Here is an 18,823-nt window from a genome sequence, read left to right as displayed (position 1 = left end):
CGGTGCGCGCGGCCGCGTGCGCGTGCGGTCCCGTGGAGGGTCCCGCCAACGGTCAGCGCCCGGTGCGCAGTCCGACGACCGCGCCGCGGAACTCCAGGCTCCGGGAGGCCGCTTCCAGGATGTCGAGCACTTGCAGGCCCGCCCAGCCGTCGGTCAGCGCCGGCCGCCGCGTCCTGATCGCAGCGGCGAACTCCTCGACCATGCTGCGCAGGGCCTCCTTCTCGACGAGCGCGGGCGCCACCATGTCTCCGGTCCGGTAGGAGACGAGCATGTCGCGGCGCTCTTCCGCGCCGATCTCCTGCGGATGGGTCATGTCCACGCCGCGGTCGAAGACCGCGACGCGCTGCGTGGGGTTGAGGTCGTCCCACACCAGGGTGCGCTTCGAGCCGCTGACCATCGTCGTGCGGACCTTCACCGGGGACAGCCAGTTGACGTGTACGTGGGCGATGGCGCCGGTGTTGAGCGTGAGCGTCAGATAGGCCACGCAGGACTGGCCGGCGCCGATCGGGTCCGCCCCGTGGGCGGCGACGGCGACGGGCCGGATGTTCTCCGGGAGGATGAAGTCGAGGACCGAAAGGTCGTGGGGGGCCAGGTCCCACAGGACGTCGATGTCCTTCTGGACGAGCCCCAGGTTGATCCTGACCGAGTCGACGAACTGGATCTCGCCGAGTTCGCCGGAGCGGACCATGTCCCGGATGCGGGCCACCGCCGGGGTGTAGCAGTAGGTGTGGTCGCACATGAGGGTGAGGCCGCGTTCCTCGGCCTCGGTCACCAGCTTCAGGCCGTCCTCGTACGTGGCGGCGAGGGGCTTCTCCACGAGGACGTGCTTGCCGGCGCGCAGGGCGGCCAGTGCGACGTCGAGGTGGGTGCCGGCCGGGGTGGCCACGGCGACCGCGTCGACGGCCGGGTCGGCAAGGACGGCCGCATAGTCGGAGGTCGCCTGGACCGTGGAGTAGCCGCCGAGCACCTTCCGGGCCCGGTCGACGTCCAGATCGCAGAGCCAGCGGAGCCGGAACCCCGGACTGGACTGGAAGTTGCGGACCAGATTGGGGCCCCAGTAGCCCGCTCCGATGACGGCGACGCCTAACGGCTTGGCCGGCCACGCACCTGCGATCGCGGCGCGCCCCGCACCCGTCGCAGCGTCCTTCTCGGATTCCTTCGCCGATTCCTTCTCGGATTCCTTCACAGCGTTCCCTTTCCTTCGGCGCACGCCCGAGGGCGTATCGACAGCCCATGGCCGGGACGCGTGCGAAGGAAGGGGGTGCCGCCGACGGCCGGCGCCGGGCGCATGCGCGACCCGTGCGTGACTGCCGAACGGTGATGGCCCCCCACGACCGATGCCCTACGTGTTGCGACGTACTTTCCGCCCCCCGGCCGCCCGGCACCCCTCGCCGGTCCGGCCACGGGCAGGCGGCCTGTTCCCCCAAGCCGCCGAACCCGCATTTCCCCAACTGCCCTGCTCCGGTTGGATTTCAGCGTCGCCGAAGCACGCCGAATCCGGTCGGCTGCGCTCAATCTAGACCACCGGGCCTACCCCCGTGGAGAGTTGGAGGAAACGGTCGGATCGGCTGTTCGAGCGTGCATACTTCCGGGGTGACCAGCATCGTGATCCCGGCCCACAACGAGGGCCGGGTCATCGGCCGGCTCCTCGACGCGCTCCTGGCCGACACCCCGGCCTCCGGGCCCGACATCGTCGTGGTGTGCAACGGCTGTACGGACGACACCGCCGCGGTGGCGGGTGCGCGGGGCCCCCGCGTCCGGGTGGTGGAGATACCGACTCCCTCCAAGCACACGGCACTTCGGATCGGGGACGAGCACGCGCGGGGTTTCCCCCGCCTGTACGTGGACGCCGACGTCGAGTTCGGAGCGGCCGGCGTACGGGCGCTGGCCCTCGCCCTCGCCGCCAGTCCGGACCTCCTCGCCGCGGCCCCCGGCCGCGACATCCCCCTCTCCGGCTGCGCCTGGCCGGTCCGGGCGTACTACCGGGTCTGGCAGCGGCTGCCGGCCGTCCGCGAGGGGCTGTTCGGGCGCGGCGTCATCGCGGTGTCCGAGCCGGGGCACGCGCGGATCGCCGCCCTGCCCCCGCTGATGGCCGACGACCTGGCGGCCTCCCTCGCGTTCGCGCCGGAGGAGCGGCGCGTGGTCGAGGCGGCCCGGGTCGCGGTGCATCCGCCGCGCACCTGGGGTGACTTGATCAGGCGGCGCGTCAGGGCAGCCACCTCGTCCGCCGAGCTGGAACGCTTCCAGGCGGCGGAGGCGGCCGGGAGCCCGGAGGGGGCGCATGCGCCGTCCGCGCGCACCGGTACGGGCGACCTGCGCGCCCTGCTCCGGGACAGGCCGAGTCTGCTCCCCGGGGTCGTGGTGTTCGTCGTGGCGGCCCTCGCCGCCCGCCGGGGGGCCCGCAAGGCCATCCGGACCGGGGACTTCTCCACCTGGCTGCGCGACGAGAGCAGCCGGCAGGGCTGAGCTGCCCACCGAGCCGAATCAGGCCGTACACCGCCCAGTTGGCCCGTACAACCACTAGGGTTTCACTCGCACGAACGAGTGACTCAGACCGTCGGCACCGGGAGCTCGAGAGCATGTACCTCGCGGACCGCTCCGCGTCCGCCGGCGCGAAGACCGCACCGGAGACCACACCGGACGGCGGGCCCGTCCGGGCCCCCGCAGTCGCCTCGGCCGTCCTCGCGCTGGGCACGGTCAGCCTGATCACCGACGTCTCCTCCGAGATGGTCACCGCAGTGCTGCCCCTGTACCTGGTCGCCGGACTGGGGCTGAGCCCGCTCGGCTTCGGCGCGCTCGACGGCGTCTACAACGGGGTGAGCGCGCTGGTGCAGCTGACCGGCGGCCACCTCGCCGACCGGGTCCGCAACCACAAGCTGATCGCCGGCATCGGATACGGCCTGTCCGCCCTGTGCAAACCACTGCTGCTGCTCGCCCACAGCCTCGGTCCGGTGGGCGTGGTGCTCGCCCTGGAGCGCACCGGCAAGGGTCTGCGCACCGCCCCGCGCGATGCGCTGATCTCCCTTTCCACACCGGCCGAGTTACAGGGCCGCGCGTTCGGCGTCCACCGCGCCATGGACACCACCGGGGCCCTGCTCGGCCCACTCGCCGCCTTCTTCATCCTGAACATGGCGGTGGGCGGCTACGACGCCGTCTTCGGCGTCAGCGCGTGCGTCGCCGTACTCGGCGTGGTCGTACTCATGCTGTTCGTCCCGTCGGGCGCGGGCCTCGGCCCGACCGGGCCGGACTCCGGCACCTCTCCGAGGCCCACGGCTCCGGAGCCGGACGCCCCGAAGCCCGCCGCGGTGAACCTGCGGGAGGCGGTGGCGCTGCTGCGGCTGCCCCGGCTGCGCGCCCTCGCGCTCTGCGCCGCCCTGCTGGGCCTGACCACCGTCAGCGATGCCTTCCTCTACCTGCTGCTCCAGGACCGCACCGGCATCCGCGAGCAGTGGTTCCCGCTGCTCCCCCTGGGCACCGCCGCGGTGTTCCTGCTGCTGGCCGTGCCCGCCGGCGCCCTGGCCGACCGGATCGGGCGCCGCACCGTGTTCCTCGCCGGGCACGCCCTCCTGCTGGCCGGGTACGGGCTGCTGCTCTGGGCCCCGCGCTGGCCCGCCCTCCCCTACCTGGTCCTCGTACTGCACGGCCTGTTCTACGCCGCGACCGACGGGGTCCTGCCCGCCGCCGTCGGCGCGACCGTCCCCGCGAAACTGCGCGCCACCGGCATCGCCCTCGTCGGGACCAGCCAGGCGCTGGCCCGCTTCGGCTGCTCGCTCGCCTTCGGCGCTGCCTGGACCCTCTGGGGCGCCGGCCCCGCACTCGCCGCCGCCGCGGCCGGTCTGTGCTGCTGCGCAGCCGTCGCCGGCTTCGTACTCCGCCCGGCGGCCCCCGACACCGCTCCCGAACCGGCCCGACGCCCCCGAGGAACCCGATGACCCGCTCACGCCGGCTGCTCGTACTCGCCGTGGCCGTGCTGCTCCTCGGGGGCCTCGGCGCCGTGCTGGTGCTGCGCGCCGCCGCACGGGCCGAGCAGACGCACGAGGGGGACCCGACGGTCGCCCAGGGCCCGGTCACGCTCGGGCGCCAGGATCGGCTGGCCTTCCTCAACGGCGCGCAGGGCCCGCACCGCGGGGCCCTGGTCTCGGTCCCGGGGCAGTCGCCCCAGGCCGAGCGCACCGCGTCGGGGCTCACCTGCCAGCGCTTCCACGCGGCCGCCGGAACCGGCGTGTGCCTGAACTCCTCCCCGGGCGCGCTCGCCCAGGACAACCGGGCCCTGATCGTCGACCCCGGCCTGCGCACGCTGCGCAGCTTCCCGCTCGCGGGCACCCCGTCCCGGGCCCGGGTATCGCCGAGCGGCCACTTCGCCGCCTGGACGGTTTTCGTCTCCGGTGAGTCGTACGGCGCCGCGTTCTTCTCCACGCGCACCGCGATCGTGGACACCCGTACCGGGGCGCTCGAACCGGACCTGGAGAAGTTCTCCATCCAGCTGGACGGCCGGCCGTACGCCTCGGGCGACGTGAACTTCTGGGGCGTCACCTTCTCGAAGGACGACGACACCTTCTACGCCACTCTCGCCACCGCCGGGCAGACGTACCTGGTGAAGGGCTCGGTCTCGCGGCGCAGCGTCACCACCCTCGCCCGGAACGTCGAGTGCCCTTCCCTGTCCCCGGACGAGACCCGGGTCGCGTACAAGAAGCGCGTCGCACGCGGCGCGTCGCTGTGGCGCGAGCACGTACTGGACCTGGGGACGCTGCGCGAGACGCCGCTCGCGGAGAAGCGGAGCGTGGACGACCAGGCCGTCTGGCTCGACGACCGCACCCTGGCCTACGCCCTGCCTGCCGAGGGCCGGGCGGACACCACCGATCTGTGGTCGGTCCCGGCGGACGGTACGGGCGCCCCGCGCATCCTGGCCCCGGCGGCCTCCTCCCCGACGCGCCTCGGCTGACGGCCGTACGCGCGGATACGAGGGCCACCTGCCTGACGCCGTGGCCCTGTCGGGATCGCGCGGAGCCCGCGCTCGTGCAGACTCGGTCCTCGTGGGCCGGGCGCCCGGGACCCGGTCCGCACCTCGTCGAGGAGCACCGCGTGGACCTGCATCTCACGGACAAGGTGGCGGTCGTCACCGGAGCGAGCAAAGGCATCGGCCTGGCGGTCACCCGGGCACTGGCCGGCGAGGGCGCCCGGGTGGTCGCGGCCGCCCGTACGGTGAGCGGCCCGCTGACGGAACTGGCCGCCGGCGGGCGGGTCCGGCCCGTCGCGGTCGACCTGACGACCCCGGACGGACCGGAGCAGGCAGTACGGGAAGCGGTCGCGGCGTTCGGCGGGCTCGACATCCTCGTCAACAACGTCGGCGCCGTGCGTCCGCGGCTGGGCGGCTTCCTGTCGCTGACCGACGAGGACTGGATCTGGGCCCTGACCATCAACTTCCTCACGGCCGTCCGCACCACCCGGGCGGCCCTCCCGCACCTCATCGAGCGCGGCGCGGGGTCGATCGTCACCGTCGGCTCGGTCAACGCCTTCCTGCCCGACCCGGCGGTGATCGACTACTCCGCGGCGAAGGCTGCGCTCACCAACTTCTCGAAGGCGCTGTCCAAGGAGGTCGGCCCGCACGGCGTACGCGTCAACACCATCAGCCCCGGCCCGGTCGAGACGGCCCTCTGGCTCGGGGAGCAGGGCGTCGCCGCCACCGTCGCGGGCGGTACGGGGAGCACACCGGCCGACATCGTCGCGGGAGCCGCCGCCCAGAGCGTCACCGGGCGCTTCACCCGCCCCGAGGAGGTCGCCGATCTCGTCCTGCTGCTGGCCTCGGACAGGGCCGGCAACACCACGGGCTCCGACCACACCATCGACGGCGGACTCATCACGACGCTGTGAGCGGCATGCCGCGTCGGAAATCGCCGGAGAAACCCCCCTGAGCGCAGCCGAATTCGCCCTCGCGAGGGCCTTCCGCAGGCCTGTGGCGACACTCCGGGCCGGCCGCAATCCCCCGGGGCCACCCCTTGCACCGGAGCCGCGCAGACGCCACCCCAGACCCCCCGCACACCCCTTCTGACCTGGGCTTTCACCCGTTCTTCCATAGAATGGGACACGTCCCCGCACAAGATCGCCCAGAGAGGATCCTTCATGAGCGAGACGTCGTACGACGCCAGTTGCATCCAGGTACTGGAAGGCCGTGCAGCCGTGCGCAAGCGGCCGGGCATGTACGTAGGTTCGACCGGCGAGCGCGGTCTGCACCGCATGGTCTACGAGGTCGTCGGCCACGCGCTGGCGGAGGCTCTGGCAGGCCACGGCGACACCATCGATGTCACGATCACGGCCGACGGCGGCGTGCGCGTGGTCGACAACGGCCGGGGCATACCGGTGGAAGTGGAAGAGCCCAGCGGAAAGCCGGGTATCGAGGCCGTACTGACCGAACTCCGCGCCTGCACTATTCACAGCATAGGCATCTGCGTGGTCAACGCGCTGTCGAGCCGCCTCGAGGTCGAGGTCCGGCGCGACGGCTTCCGCTGGACGCAGGAGTATGAGAGGGCCGTCCCGCTCGCCCCGCCGGCCAGGCACGAGGAAACGACCGAAACCGGCACCACGATCACCTTCTGGCCCGACGCCGACATCTTCGAGACCACGGAGTTCTCGTTCGCCATACTGTCGCTCCGCTTCCGGGAGTTGGCCTCCCTGAACAAGGGCCTGGCCCTCTCCCTCACCGACGAGCGAGACACGACCCACACGGTCCGCCACTCCTACGAGCAAGGCGCCCAGGACTTCGTGAGCCACCTCAACTCCCGCAACGGCGAACCGATCCACCCCACCGTCATCGCCTTCGTGGCGGAGGACGAGGACATCACGATCTCCGTCGAGATCGCCCTGCAGTGGGACACCTCCGACAGCGAGAGCATCCACTCCTTCGCGAACAGCATCCGTACGGATGAGGGCGGCACCCACGAGGTGGGCTTCTGGACCGCGCTTCCGGAGGCGTTCAACGCGTACGCACGGCAGGAGCAACTGCTGCCCGAGGCGGACGACGACCTCACCCGCGATGCCATCGGCAGGGGCCTGACGGCAGTCATCTCGGTCAAGCTCGACGACCCCTGCTTCGAAGGCGCGACCAGAACCAGGCTGGGCAGCACCGCGACGAGGACCTACGTCCAGAAGGCCGTCCACGAACACCTCACGGCCTGGCTGAACCGCAACCCGACCGAGGCCGCAGCCATCATCCGCAACGCCACCCACACCCACACCCGCACCCGCACCCGCACCCGCACCCGCACTTCCGACTCGGACGCCCCGTAGAGCCGGCGGCGGGTCAGAAGCGCTTGTCGGCGAGGATGCGGTCCGCCGCGTAGTGCGGGCACGATGCGGTGTGCCAGGTGACCGTCAGCATTCCGGCCTCCGCCGACAGGGTCCGGGCCGTCCCGTCCTTCGGGCCGGCCTGGCAGTACGAGCACACCAGGGCTCGCGGCTTGGGAAACTCCAGCATGATCGTGCCCTTCCCGCTCAGACGCACTGGCGCACCGGTTACGCCAACTCCTATCAAACCTGGGCGGAACACGGTCCCATACCGGCCGGTAGGACCTGAATTCCCGCAACCCGGACGAGGATGTGCGTAGACGGTGACGTAGCGTTTGGTCATGAGCATGCCCGCGCCCCCGCACTCCCCCGGTCCGTACGGACCCCCGCAGCAGCCGAGTCCGTACGGCGGGCAGCAGTACCCGCCCCATCCGCAGCAGCACACGAGTGCCTCCGTCGACCTCGAGCAGCCGGCCAGGACCACCGTCAAGGTCCGCGCGGAGGCCAGGCAGCCGATCAGCTGATCGGGGTCCGGCCGCCGTCGGCTGACTGCGCGGCGTACGCATGATCGAATGGGTGCGCAGACAGCCGAACGGGAAGAAGGCGGGCCGTACCTGTGTCAGACACCCCCCATCCGGATGGCCGGCTCAGCCCCGCCGACCCGAACGCCCAGGTATGGGAAGGCGGCGGCCCTTCCGGTGGCGCAGCCCCGTGGCCCCCGCCGCGGGGCTGGCCCGCTCCCCCTGCCGGGTACGTTCAACCCCCTGCCCTCGTGGCCGCGCCGGCCGGTTCCAAGTATCACGAGCAGGCGAGGAACGGACGGCAGGGCGCACTCGGGCGTCTCGGCGAGGTTCTCCTCGTCACGGTCCTCCTGGCGGTGGGCCTCATAGCCGTCACCGTGGCCGGCATCGCAATCGGCCACGCGCTGGGCCTGAAGCTCGCCCCCGACGGCAGTGACCGGGTGCTGTCCGACCCGCTGGCGGACGAGGCCATGGGGCTCGTGGGCCTGGCGGTCGGCATTCCCGTTGTCCTGCTGGCGGTCCGTGCCTGTGGCCGTCGGCCCGCCGGAACGGTGATTTCCGTCCTGGGGTGGCTGCGCTGGCGCTGGCTCGCCCGCTGTGCCGGCGTGGCATTCCCCCTGATAGCGCTCCAGATGGGCATTCTCCTGCTCTGGGGCTGGTTCGAGGACGGCCCGGAGAGCCTCTCCGGCGCATTCCCCGGATGGCTGCCGCTGCTGCTCGGCCTCGCGGTGTTCCTGGTGCTGGTCCCCTTCCAGGCCGCGGCCGAGGAATTCGTCTTCCGAGGCTGGCTCGCTCAGTTCTTCGGAGGGTTTCTCCGCTCCCCCTGGCCGGGGATCGTCGTCGCCTCGCTGCTCTTCGCCCTCGCCCACGGGTTCGGTGCATGGTCGGGGTTCGCGCTGCTCTTCTACTCCGCGGTGTGGTGGGGCTGGCTCGTCATCCGTACGGGCGGGCTGGAGGCCGTGATCGCGATCCACACGGCGAACAACGTACTGTCCTACGGCATTGCGCTCGCGCTGGGGCAACTGGCCGATTCCGGAACCGCAGCAGATGCCCCATGGCAGGCGCTCGTCCTCGAGCTGGTGTGCGCACCCGCCTACTGCCTGCTGATCTCGAAACTGAGCGCCCGGCACGGCGTAGAAAGCCGCGCCCACGGACCCGCCCGGCCTTTCGCCTTCCACGACCTTCCAGGGAATGCGCGAGGCCGCGGGTGACGGCCTTCGAACCGGACGGCAACCCCACACCGTTGTGGGGCCGGGACGACCTGCCGCTGCCGGTCCGGGGCGCCGTCAGGCCAGCAGCTTCGCCTTGGCCTGCTGGAACTCCTCTTCGCTGAGCGCGCCCTTGGCCTTCAGCTCGGCGAGCTTGGCCAGCTCGTCCGCGCCGCCCGATCCGCCGGCCGAAGGGGCGCCTGCCGTCTGGCGGATGTAGTCCTGGAGGGCGGCCTCGTTGTCCTTGGCCTGCTTGACGTCCCTCTGGGTCATGCCCTTGCCGCGGGCGATGACGTAGACCAGTACGCCGAGGAAGGGCAGCACGATGACGAAGATCAGCCAGCCCGCCTTGCCCCAGCCGCTCATTTCGTGGTCACGGAAGATGTCCGTGATGATCTTGAACAGCAGGAACAGCCACATGATCCACAGGAAGAACCAGAGCATGGACCAGAAGATGCTGAGTGCCGGGTAGTCGTCCACGGATGCCTCCTTCGGGCGGGCCCGATGCCCGCGATCAGCAGTATTGGCTCGCCTACCGCGTTCCGCATGTCGAGCCGCCCCGTACGGCTTCCCCGGTGCCTCACCGCACGGCGCAACCGCCGTGCTCGGGGGCCGCACCGCAGGCCACGGATCGCATCGAGGGGTCTCACCCGGTCGGGTCACCTCCGCTCGCCGGATCGAGCGGGCCGGGATTGTCTGGCATACGACTCCTAGGAGGGCTGTCATGCCGGACGACGAAAGCCAGGGCGAGCTAGCTGCACTGCGGGCCCGGGTTGCCACACTGGAGAGCGAGGCCGCGCAGCGCCCGCCGCCCCACCACCGGGTGCGCGCGTTCCTGTCAGCGCTGCTGATCGTCATCGGCTGCGTCCTGGCCCCACTGGGCATCGTCGCCGCCTGGACGTCGGACATCGTGGGCGACACCGACCGCTACGTCTCCACCGTGGCCCCGCTCGCCTCCGACCCCGACGTACAGGCGGCCGTCGCGAACCGGGTCACGGGCGCGGTCATGCAGCACATTGACCTGGCCTCCCTGCTCGAGGACGTGGCGCCTGACCAACGGCCGCTGCTGCAGAAGGCACTGGGAAAGCTGGGCGACGGGCTCGAGGGAGCCGTCCGGAGCTTCGTGCACGAGAAGGCGCAGGACGTCGTCGCGTCGAAGGCCTTCGAGACGATCTGGACCGGCGCGAACCGTACGATCCACACCTCGCTCGTACGCGCCCTGACCGGCAGCGACGAAGGAGCCGTGGAGATCAAGAACGACTCGGTGACCCTCGATCTCGCCCCGGTCATCGAACAGGTGAAGACCAAGCTCGTGGACGCCGGGCTCAGCGTCGCCGGCAAGATCCCCGAGGTCCACACCGACTTCACCGTTCTCCGGTCGGACGACATCGGCCGGGTCAAGACGGGCTTCCGGCTGCTCGAGCTCATCGGCCTGTGGCTGCCGATCCTCGCGGTCATCCTCGCGGCCGTGGGCGTCCTGCTCTCCGCCCACCGGCGCCGCACCCTGATCGCGTCCGCCCTCGGCTTCGCCGCCGCGGCGCTCATCCTGGGCATCGCCCTGACGGTCTTCCGTACGGTCTATCTCAACGCGCTCCCCGACACCGTCTCCCAGCCGGCCGCCGGCGCCGTCTACGACGCGATGATCCGCCTCCTGCGCATCACCGTCCGGACGGTCGTGGTCCTCGGCCTGTTGCTCGCGCTCGCCGCCTGGCTCTCGGGGCCGGGGCGCTATGCCACGGTGGTCCGCGAGGTGTGGCATTCCGGTATCGCGGCCACCCGGGCCACGGCCGACCGGGCGGGCCTGCGTACCGGCCCGGTCGGCTCGTTCGTCGGTCGCCACCGCAGCTGGATCACCTGGATCCTGGTGGCGGCAGCCGTCCTCGCCTTCATCCTGTGGCCGCATCCGACCGGCTGGGTCGTCCTGGGTATTGCCCTCGTGCTCCTCTTCGCCCTTGCCCTGATGGACTTCATCGCCGAGGACGCCGAGAGCACGGCGACGCCCGGAGGAAAACCGCCGCGTCCCGCGTAAGCGGCCTCGGGGAAGTGGGGCACGTCCCCGCGCCGCCCGGCACGGCGCCTCGCCGCGTTGTCGCAGCACCCCGGTACGTCCAGTACAAGCGTGCCGCTCCGCCTTGCGATGCACCGCACCGGACGACACGAAAACGCAACCCCACTTCACCGAGGCCGCTTAGGGCCTCTCTTCCGGATCAGGGGCGCGCCGATCCAGGCTGGGTCTCGGGGAGGCGCGGGGTGAAGAACAGCGCCGTCAGTGCGGCCAGGGCGAGGATCGCGAGGGCGGCCCGCAGGCCGTCGATCCGCGCGGTGGCGTTCGCGTCGAGTGCAGCCTGGGTCACCTCCGATTCCGCACCCGCCTCGTCGAGGGCGGCGGTGAGCTGGGCATCCGACAGGAAGGGCGCTCCGCCCGTGAGTTGGACGTTCGCCTGGCTCTTGACCTCGGCCGGGATCGCCGGGCTCTCCCCGATGGTCGTGAGGAACGACGAGGTCAGGACCGTGATGAGGATCGACCCGGCGAGCGCGGTGCCGATCGACGCGCCGAGGTTGGTGACGGTGTTCTGGATCCCGCCGACCTCGGCGCTCTGCTCGTCCGGGACCGCCGAGACGGTGACCGCCCCGAGCTGGGAGGCCAGCGCCCCCATCCCCAGGCCGATCAGCAGCATCGGGACGGTGACGACGGCCGCACCGGAATCCACGTCCAGGGTGACCAGCAGGACGACGGCGCCGGCGAGCATCAACATGATCCCGCTCTGCACCACGCGCCGCGGTGAGGCGTCCGGACGGAACCGGGGGACCCCGATCGCGGCGGCCAGCAGGGAGACGGAGAGCGGCAGGATCAGCACGCCCGTCTTGATGGCGGACAGGCCCAGCGCGACGGACAGATAGAGCGGGACGACGAAGAACACGCCCATCTGTACGAGGTACTGGAAGAAGAACATCGTCAGGCCGCCGGTGAGCTGCCGGTTGCGCAGGAGCTCCGGATCCACGAGCGGTTCCGTACGGCGTGCGACGAGGCGTTCCTCCCAGCGGAAGAAGAGCCAGACGAGGAGAAGGCCGGCCAGCATCAGCCATACGACGGGCGAGAGGGCGAACCAGGACGGTGCGCCGGCCTTGGGCCGGAACCAGCCCCATTCGCTCGTGCGCAGCACACCGTAGACGAACAGCCCGATGCCCAGGGCGGACAGGACCGCGCCCAAGATGTCGATGCGCGGCTTGCGGTCGGGGGGCGCGTCCGCTGCCCGGCGGGCGAGCACCAGGATGACGAGCACAACCACGACTTCCCCGGCGAACACCCAGCGCCAGGAGAAGAACGTGGTCGCCACACCGCCGATGAGCGGCCCGAGCCCGATGGCGATCGCTGCCGCGGCTGCGATTAGGCCGTAGGCTGCCGGCCGCCGCTCCACATCGAAGTTCGAGGCGACCAGCGCCACGATCGCCGGCAGGATCAGCGCCGCCCCCACGCCCTCCAGGAACGACCAGCCGAGCATCAGGACCGTCAGGTTCGGGGCAATTGACGTGGTGAAGGATCCGCACCCGTAGACGACACAACCGATCATGAACGCCCGCTTGCGGCCGATGAGCGCGCCGACCTTGCCACCGCTGATCATGAGCATCGCCATGACCAGCGTGTAGGCCGTGATCGCGCCCTGCATTCCGGTCACCGTGGTGCCGATGTCCTCGGCCACCGTCGCGATCGAGACGTTCATGACCGAGCTGTCGAGGGCCATCAAGAACTGCCCGGCCGCCAGTGTCAGCAGGACGATCCTCGCGCCTTTCGCGTTCCCGGCCGTGGGTGCCTTGGCTGTCATGGCCAGAGCCTCCCACGGTCACGGAGGGCGACGTGGCGCCTCGCCGGGCAGGTCAGCCGACTGGCAGAGAGGCGCGGTGCTCGGGGCGCCCGCCGACGTTCACGCCGACTCCGCCGAAACCCGGCCGGAGGCCACCGCGTCCACCAGGGCCCGGTGGTCGCGCTCGTTCAGGTCGGCATAGGTTTCCGCGAACCGCACCAGCGCCCGGTCGAACACGTCGCCGCTGCCGAGATAGGTGGCGATGCCGATCCTGTCGCCGGACCGGGCGTGTGCCCGGGCCAGGGTGGCGCTGCACACGTCGCCGAACGCCCGCATGCCGCGCGGCGCCATGAGCTCCGGTTCGATGCTCCCCTTCCAGTCCCGCAACTGCCGTACGTAGAAGTCCCGCTCGCGGCCGTCGATGCCCGTCGCCCGGTGCCAGCCCAGGAAGATGTCGCTGGCTGCCTGCATCAGGCGCTGCCCGGCCACCACCCGCTCGCCCTGCATGGAATGCTCGCCTGCACCGACGTACGGGGCGAGGACCGACTCGCCGGCCTCCTTGGCCTGGAGGATCAGCGGGTCGTCGCCGTCCCTGCCCAGGAGCAGAATGATCCAGCACCGGGTGCCCACACTGCCGACGCCCACCACCTTGCGGGCCATGTCGACGACGGTGAACTGCCGCAGCAGGTGCCGCCGGTCCGAAGGAAGGGTCTGGCCGTACTGCTCGACCATGTCGCGGATCTGCTCCTCCAGCGTGCTGCGCTCGTTGTCCGGCAGCAGCTCCGTGAGCGGTGTGACCAGGGGCGGCATCGACCTGAACCGGCGCTCCCCGGCGTCCACCTCGGTGAGTTTCCCGGCCGCCTGCAGGCTGTCGCGCCCGCGTGCTTTGGCCAGTGTCTCGGCCAGCCGCTTGCGGCCGCGCGAGCGCAGTTCGGCCGCCCCCAGCGTCTGGAGCTGCTCCGCGTCGACCCTCGCGTACCAGACGTCGAGGTGGCGCATGGCGGCATAGCGGCGCATCTGCTCGCGGTAGGACCTGCCTGCGGACTGGACGATCTCAGCGCGCTCGATGTCGGTGAACCCGTTCTCCCGCCCGGCGATGGCCAGGCTCACGGCCAGCCGCTTGACGTCCCACTCCCACGGTCCGGGCAGCGTCTCGTCGAAATCGTTGACGTCGAACAGCAGATTCCGCTCCGGGGAGCCGAGTAGCCCGTAGTTCAACATGTGGGCATCGCCGCACAGTTGGACCCGAAGGCCGGAGTCCGGGGTGTGGGCCAAGTCGGCGGCCATGACGGCGGCGGCGCCCCGGTAGAAGCGGAACGGTGACTCCGACATCCGCCCGTAGCGGATGGGCACCAGCTCCGGCACCCGGCCGGCCGACTGCCCTTCGAGGATGTCCACGGGATCCTGCCGGTGCGCGGACGGCTCGAATTCCCCGTGCCCGGTGCGGGGCGTCCTGCGCCGGGCAGCGCGGCCGCGTTCGGCCCGCTCCTCGGCGGACAGCCGGCGCATGCCGTTCTCCGTCTTTGCTGCACGCTTTGCCATCGCTGCGGACCTCCAGGCCACTCGGGCCCCTGCTGCCCAGCATGGCACCCCTGGCACCGCGCTGCCGTACGGTGCCACGCGGGGCCGGAGCGCCGGAGCTCAGCCCTGCTCCGTCCGCTGCCGGCTCGGCGCCGGACTGTCCAGCCGCCGGGCCAGGTACGGCTCCTGCGCCAGGACGGCGCCCATGGTGAGACCGACGGCGATGGCCACGCACAGCACGATCAGCCATGACAGCAGGACGAAGACCGAGCCGGCCGAACCGTACTCGCTCAGTGCCCGGTTGAGAGCGCGCGGCATGTAGAAGCCCGCGGTGACCGACAGGGCCGTGATGGCGCCGGCTGTGATCACCGCTCCCGGCAGCAGAGGCAGCCAGCGGACGAGGCCACCCAGCAGGAGGTGCTGGGTCCACCACCACACCACCGTCTGGAAGACGAACGTGAGGGGGATGCCCAGCCAGAGCCCGACGCCGAACCCGCTGCGCACCGGTTCCTGCACGACCAGCAGACAGATCCAGACGGCGATCCACGCGAGCCAGCGCCAGATCGCGATCCGCGCCCCGGTACGCGGAATCTCCCACGCGCGCTTGCACAGCCTCTGCATGGCGCGGCTCACGGCGGTCGCGGACAGCAGCACCATCAGGGAGCCGACGACGCCCACCGCGTTCTGGAGATCCGCTTCGGAGCTGCCGAAGATGGCGGACAGCTGATCGCTCGCGTCGCCGTTGAGCCCGAACACCGCGCGGATCGATGCGGCCATCTGCTGCCGTACGCCCTCCGGGGCGAACGACGCGACCACGAAGACCAGGGGGACGGCGGTCAGAAAGCACTGCGCGGCGAGCCGTGTCGCGGAGTCGAAGATGTTCACCGACACCATGCGCTCCGCGATGTGGGTGATCACCGGAAACCGGGTCTCGGCCCGGCGCTGGAGCCGCCGGGCCTTGGCCGCCGTCCGCCGCGAGCGGGTACGCCACCACTCGGAGTGCAGGACGGCGCGCTTGCTCCTGCCGGAGGCCATCAGCACACCGGGGAGGGAGTCGGCGCAGCGGGAGACGGACGGCTCGACGCCGACGCCAGGGCCGGTGAACAAGTCGTCGTCATTGCGGTCTCCTTCGTGTGCGTCCAGGTTGAAGGACACGGCCGGGAGCGGCATCTCGAACGGCTCCGGCCGGCCGCGCTTCGCCCGTCCACCGAATGGCCGCGAAAAGGTGTCGGGGCCCGGACCCGTGCGTAGTGTCGTGCCTCGTCACACGATTGGGGCGCCATGGTCCTGGACCTCTTGCTCATCGCGCTGGCCATCACCGTCGATCCGCTGCCCATCATGGCGTTCGTGCTCGTGGTGTCGTCCGCCAGAGGCGTGTGGAAGGGCCTCGCCTTCATCCTGGCCTGGCTCGCCTGCCTCGTCGCGGTGATCGCGATCGTACTCACCATGACGGACGGCCAGCCCCCGGCACCGCGCTCCCCGCCCGGCATCGCAGGGGTGGCGGCCAAACTGGTCATCGGACTCGGGCTGGTGTTCTACGGGCTCCATCGCCACCGCCTCATGAAGGCGGGCACCGCCCCGACCGGCTCCACCACCCCGCTCGGCCCCGACGCGCACGGCGGATCCTCCGACAGCGCAGCCTCCCGCGTGGACTCGAGCTCGGTCTGGGCGGCCGCGGGCCTGGCCGTGCTCGTCCAGCCGTGGGGCTTGGTCGCGGCGGGCGCGACGACCGTGCTCGAAGCGAACACTTCGCACACGTCCACCTACCTGGCCCTGTTCGGCTTCTGTTTCCTCGCGACCGCCAGCCTGCTGGCCGCCGAGCTGTACATCGTGTTCGCACCCGAGGTCGCGCACGACCGGTTGATGCGCCTGCGCGGCTGGCTGGAGGACCACACACAGCAGGCGATCGTCGTCATCTGCCTGGTGCTCGGCCTGTGGCTGACCGGCAAGAGCATCTACCAACTGACCGGCTGACCGATCGGCTCGTTCAACGGGTGACCTTCCGGATGTGCGGAGGTACGTGCGCGGTGCTGGAATGGGCTTAGGCGACGTCCCTCCTGCCCACCGCGTGCCGGAGCCCACCGCCCGCGGATCAGCGGCCGACGCGACGTCTTCCCTCCCCCAGCGCGACAGGAGCAGCCATGAGCAGCGAGGTCGAGGAATCAGGCGGGCTCGGCGACATCGACGACATGGGTCCCGTGGACTACGCCGTGATCGAGTTCCCGGGCAACCGGATGACGGGCAAGGGACTCCCCATGCTCGTCGATCTCGTCGATCGCGGCATCATCCGCATCTTCGACCTGGTCTTCGTCCGCAAGGACCTGGACGGCTCGGTGACGGCGGTGGAGCTGAACGACCTCGGCAGCGAGGTCGACCTTTCGATCTTCGAAGGCGCCTCGTCCGGCCTGCTGGACCAGAGCGACATCAACGACGCAGGCATCGCGCTGGAACCCGGGAACTCGGCGGGGATCATCGTGTACGAAAACACGTGGGCGGCGCCGTTCGCCCGCGAACTGCGGCGCGGAGGTGCCCAGCTCGTGGCAGCCGGCCGGATTCCCGTGCAGGCGCTGCTCGCTTCGCTGGAGGCCACGGAGGTACCGCCTGGCGACGAGTGAGGACGGCCGCAGCCCTGCTTCACCGCACCCCTGGAGATGAGCATCATGCCCGGACTTCTTCGCGGAGTCGCCCGTACGGCCGTCGTCGCCGGCACCGCCACCGCCGTGTCCAACCGGGTGTCCCGGCGGCAGGCCGGCCGGTGGGCCCAGCAGGAGGCGCCGCAGGCCGAGGCCGCGCCACCGCCCCCTCCCCCGCCGCCGGCCCCGGCTGCAGCCCCTGCCGCCGACGACATGACCACCAAGATCGACCAGCTCAAGCAGCTCAGCACCCTCAAGGAGCAGGGAGTGCTGACCGAGGAGGAATTCGCCGAGCAGAAGCGTCGGCTCCTCGGCTGACGGAGCACCCTGTACCGGAGGCACCGGTGAGGGACGGGGGACGGGAAGGAACGGCCCCATGACGCAGCCGACGCAGCCGAGTCCGCGTCCGCAGCCGCCGTCGCGGCCCGCGGAGGCCCAGAAAGTCGGCGAGCTGCTCCGGACTCCCGGATACCTCAAGACGCTGGTGTTCTGCGGGCTCATCGGCATCCCGGTCTCGCTGGCCGCATTCTGGTTCCTCGCCGGGCTCCAGAAACTGGAGAGTCTGGTGTGGGCGGACCTCCCTCACGCCCTCGGTCACGACACTCCGCCGTGGTGGTGGCCCCTGCCGCTGCTGCTCATATCGGGTCTCTGTGTCGGGCAGATCGTCACCCGTTTTCCCGGGGCGGGCGGGCACATCCCCGCGTCCGGCCTGCACCCGGGCGGTCCCGGGGCCGCAGCTCTGCCCGGAGTGGTCCTCGCGGCCGTGTTCAGCCTGCCGCTCGGCGCCACGCTCGGCCCCGAGGCCCCACTCATCGCGCTGGGCGGCGGACTCGCGATCGCGCTGCGGCACCTCACCGGAACTCCGGAGACACCGATGAGCACCGCGCTGCTGGGCGCGGCCGGATCCGCTGCGGCGATCGCCACCATCTTCGGCAATCCGCTGGTCGGCGCGGTGCTGCTCATGGAGGTCGTGGGCGTGGGCGGGCCCCAGCTGTTCGCCGTCATGCTGCCCGCGCTGCTGTCGAGCGGCATCGGCTCGCTCGTGTTCACCGGTTTCGGCCGCTGGACCGGTCTGGGGACCGGCGATCTGAAGCTGAAGGCGGGCCCGCAGTTCCCCCGTCTGGACGTTGGTGACGTGGTCTGGTCGATCCTCATCGCGGTGGTCATCGCCGTCGGCGTGCACCTGATCCAGTACGGCGGCCGCCTGACGGCCGTCCACGTCGCCAGACGGCCCCTGACCGTCACGGCGCTCTGCGCGTTCGCCGCAGGCGTCTGCGCCGCCGCCTATGCCCTGGGCACCGGCCGCTCTCCCGCGGACGTGGCCTCCTCGGGCCAGGCCACGCTGGGCCAGCTGGCCGCAGATCCGCAGGCCTGGGGCGTGGGCGCGCTGATCGCCGTCCTCCTGTGCAAGGGCGCCGCCTTCTCCCTGTGCCTGGGCAGCCTGCGCGGCGGCCCCATCTTCCCGTCCCTGTTCCTCGGCGCCGCGGCAGGCGTCCTCTGCTCGCCGCTGCCCGGCCTGGGCATCGGCGCCGGGCTGGCGGCCGGCATGGCCGCCGCCACCGTGAGCGCGTTGCGTCTGCCGGTCAGCAGCGTGGTGCTCGTGGTCCTGGTCCTGGGCAGCACCGAGATGATCCCGGTGGCGATCCTCTCCGCCGTCGTGGCCTTCGTGACCGCCGAGCTCCTGCCACCCGGCCCGCAGATCCCGCCGGTAGGCCGCACATCCCGGCCGGCCGCTCCTGCCGCCTAGTGCCGCGTCAGGCAACGTTCGCCCCGTCGCGACGCCCGGCACGCACTCTCGCCACGCCGGCCGAAAGCTCACGTACGTCCAGTACGAGCGCTTGCGGCCGGCACGCCGA

The 18,823-nt window shown here is 71.3% G+C and carries 18 protein-coding genes; 12 read left to right on the top strand and 6 right to left on the bottom strand.

What is annotated here, in order from left to right:
- Positions 1-52 precede the first annotated feature (52 nt).
- Positions 53-1,186: a Gfo/Idh/MocA family oxidoreductase gene (locus AB0M76_RS28100; protein WP_365955513.1), complete on the bottom strand. Its 1,134-nt coding sequence runs from the start codon at positions 1,184-1,186 to the stop codon at positions 53-55.
- 407 nt (positions 1,187-1,593) lie between these two features.
- Here AB0M76_RS28100 and AB0M76_RS28095 point away from each other — a divergent pair, with 407 nt between their 5' ends.
- The 5 genes from AB0M76_RS28095 (at position 1,594) to AB0M76_RS28075 (ending at position 7,284) form a co-directional block, all read left to right on the top strand.
- On the top strand, positions 1,594-2,466 hold the full coding sequence (locus AB0M76_RS28095; protein ID WP_365955512.1) for a glycosyltransferase: 873 nt from the start codon (positions 1,594-1,596) through the stop codon (positions 2,464-2,466).
- Between the two features lie 113 nt (positions 2,467-2,579).
- A complete protein-coding gene (locus AB0M76_RS28090; RefSeq protein ID WP_365955511.1) occupies positions 2,580-3,932 on the top strand; it encodes an MFS transporter in 1,353 nt (450 codons plus the stop codon).
- A complete protein-coding gene (locus AB0M76_RS28085; RefSeq protein WP_365955510.1) occupies positions 3,929-4,942 on the top strand; it encodes a TolB-like translocation protein in 1,014 nt (337 codons plus the stop codon). The genes AB0M76_RS28090 and AB0M76_RS28085 overlap by 4 nt, the downstream gene beginning before the upstream one ends.
- Before the next feature lie 140 nt (positions 4,943-5,082).
- Positions 5,083-5,871, top strand: a complete 789-nt coding sequence (locus AB0M76_RS28080; protein ID WP_365955509.1) for an oxidoreductase — start codon at positions 5,083-5,085, stop codon at positions 5,869-5,871.
- Positions 5,872-6,120: 249 nt separating this feature from the next.
- Positions 6,121-7,284: an ATP-binding protein gene (locus AB0M76_RS28075; RefSeq protein WP_365955508.1), complete on the top strand. Its 1,164-nt coding sequence runs from the start codon at positions 6,121-6,123 to the stop codon at positions 7,282-7,284.
- 13 nt (positions 7,285-7,297) lie between these two features.
- Here the strand turns inward: AB0M76_RS28075 and AB0M76_RS28070 are convergent, their stop codons facing one another.
- Positions 7,298-7,471: a hypothetical protein gene (locus tag AB0M76_RS28070; RefSeq protein ID WP_365955507.1), complete on the bottom strand. Its 174-nt coding sequence runs from the start codon at positions 7,469-7,471 to the stop codon at positions 7,298-7,300.
- Positions 7,472-7,622: 151 nt separating this feature from the next.
- Between AB0M76_RS28070 and AB0M76_RS28065 the strand changes: the two genes are divergently transcribed.
- Both AB0M76_RS28065 and AB0M76_RS28060 read left to right on the top strand, forming a co-directional pair.
- Complete coding sequence (locus AB0M76_RS28065) at positions 7,623-7,805, top strand: hypothetical protein (protein WP_365955505.1); 183 nt, start codon at positions 7,623-7,625, stop codon at positions 7,803-7,805.
- Positions 7,806-8,053: 248 nt separating this feature from the next.
- A complete protein-coding gene (locus tag AB0M76_RS28060) occupies positions 8,054-9,013 on the top strand; it encodes a CPBP family intramembrane glutamic endopeptidase (RefSeq protein ID WP_365955504.1) in 960 nt (319 codons plus the stop codon).
- A 75-nt stretch (positions 9,014-9,088) separates the two neighbouring features.
- Here the strand turns inward: AB0M76_RS28060 and AB0M76_RS28055 are convergent, their stop codons facing one another.
- Complete coding sequence (locus AB0M76_RS28055; protein WP_365955503.1) at positions 9,089-9,490, bottom strand: SHOCT domain-containing protein; 402 nt, start codon at positions 9,488-9,490, stop codon at positions 9,089-9,091.
- Positions 9,491-9,734: 244 nt separating this feature from the next.
- On the opposite strand from AB0M76_RS28055, the gene AB0M76_RS28050 reads away from it, so the two are divergent.
- A complete protein-coding gene (locus tag AB0M76_RS28050; protein ID WP_365955502.1) occupies positions 9,735-11,039 on the top strand; it encodes a hypothetical protein in 1,305 nt (434 codons plus the stop codon).
- Between the two features lie 178 nt (positions 11,040-11,217).
- Here AB0M76_RS28050 and AB0M76_RS28045 read toward each other — a convergent pair whose 3' ends face one another.
- From AB0M76_RS28045 to AB0M76_RS28035, 3 genes are all read right to left on the bottom strand, one after another.
- Positions 11,218-12,834, bottom strand: a complete 1,617-nt coding sequence (locus tag AB0M76_RS28045) for an MFS transporter (RefSeq protein ID WP_365955501.1) — start codon at positions 12,832-12,834, stop codon at positions 11,218-11,220.
- 99 nt (positions 12,835-12,933) lie between these two features.
- On the bottom strand, positions 12,934-14,355 hold the full coding sequence (locus AB0M76_RS28040; protein WP_365955500.1) for a DUF2252 domain-containing protein: 1,422 nt from the start codon (positions 14,353-14,355) through the stop codon (positions 12,934-12,936).
- A gap of 99 nt (positions 14,356-14,454) precedes the next feature.
- Complete coding sequence (locus tag AB0M76_RS28035) at positions 14,455-15,504, bottom strand: YhjD/YihY/BrkB family envelope integrity protein (RefSeq protein ID WP_365955499.1); 1,050 nt, start codon at positions 15,502-15,504, stop codon at positions 14,455-14,457.
- A 111-nt stretch (positions 15,505-15,615) separates the two neighbouring features.
- Between AB0M76_RS28035 and AB0M76_RS28030 the strand changes: the two genes are divergently transcribed.
- The 4 genes from AB0M76_RS28030 (at position 15,616) to AB0M76_RS28015 (ending at position 18,714) form a co-directional block, all read left to right on the top strand.
- Positions 15,616-16,308, top strand: a complete 693-nt coding sequence (locus AB0M76_RS28030; RefSeq protein WP_365955498.1) for a GAP family protein — start codon at positions 15,616-15,618, stop codon at positions 16,306-16,308.
- Positions 16,309-16,475: 167 nt separating this feature from the next.
- Positions 16,476-16,949 carry a DUF6325 family protein gene (locus AB0M76_RS28025; protein ID WP_365955497.1) on the top strand — a complete coding sequence of 158 codons (474 nt, stop codon included), beginning with the start codon at positions 16,476-16,478 and terminating at the stop codon, positions 16,947-16,949.
- 45 nt (positions 16,950-16,994) lie between these two features.
- Positions 16,995-17,285, top strand: a complete 291-nt coding sequence (locus tag AB0M76_RS28020) for an SHOCT domain-containing protein (protein WP_266670415.1) — start codon at positions 16,995-16,997, stop codon at positions 17,283-17,285.
- A gap of 58 nt (positions 17,286-17,343) precedes the next feature.
- Positions 17,344-18,714: a chloride channel protein gene (locus AB0M76_RS28015; RefSeq protein ID WP_365955496.1), complete on the top strand. Its 1,371-nt coding sequence runs from the start codon at positions 17,344-17,346 to the stop codon at positions 18,712-18,714.
- Positions 18,715-18,823: the final 109 nt, after the last annotated feature.

Origin of the sequence: Streptomyces sp. NPDC051364, assembly GCF_040682115.1 — a bacterium.
Classification (GTDB): domain Bacteria; phylum Actinomycetota; class Actinomycetes; order Streptomycetales; family Streptomycetaceae; genus Streptomyces.
This window is presented reverse-complemented; position numbering and strand designations above follow the sequence as displayed.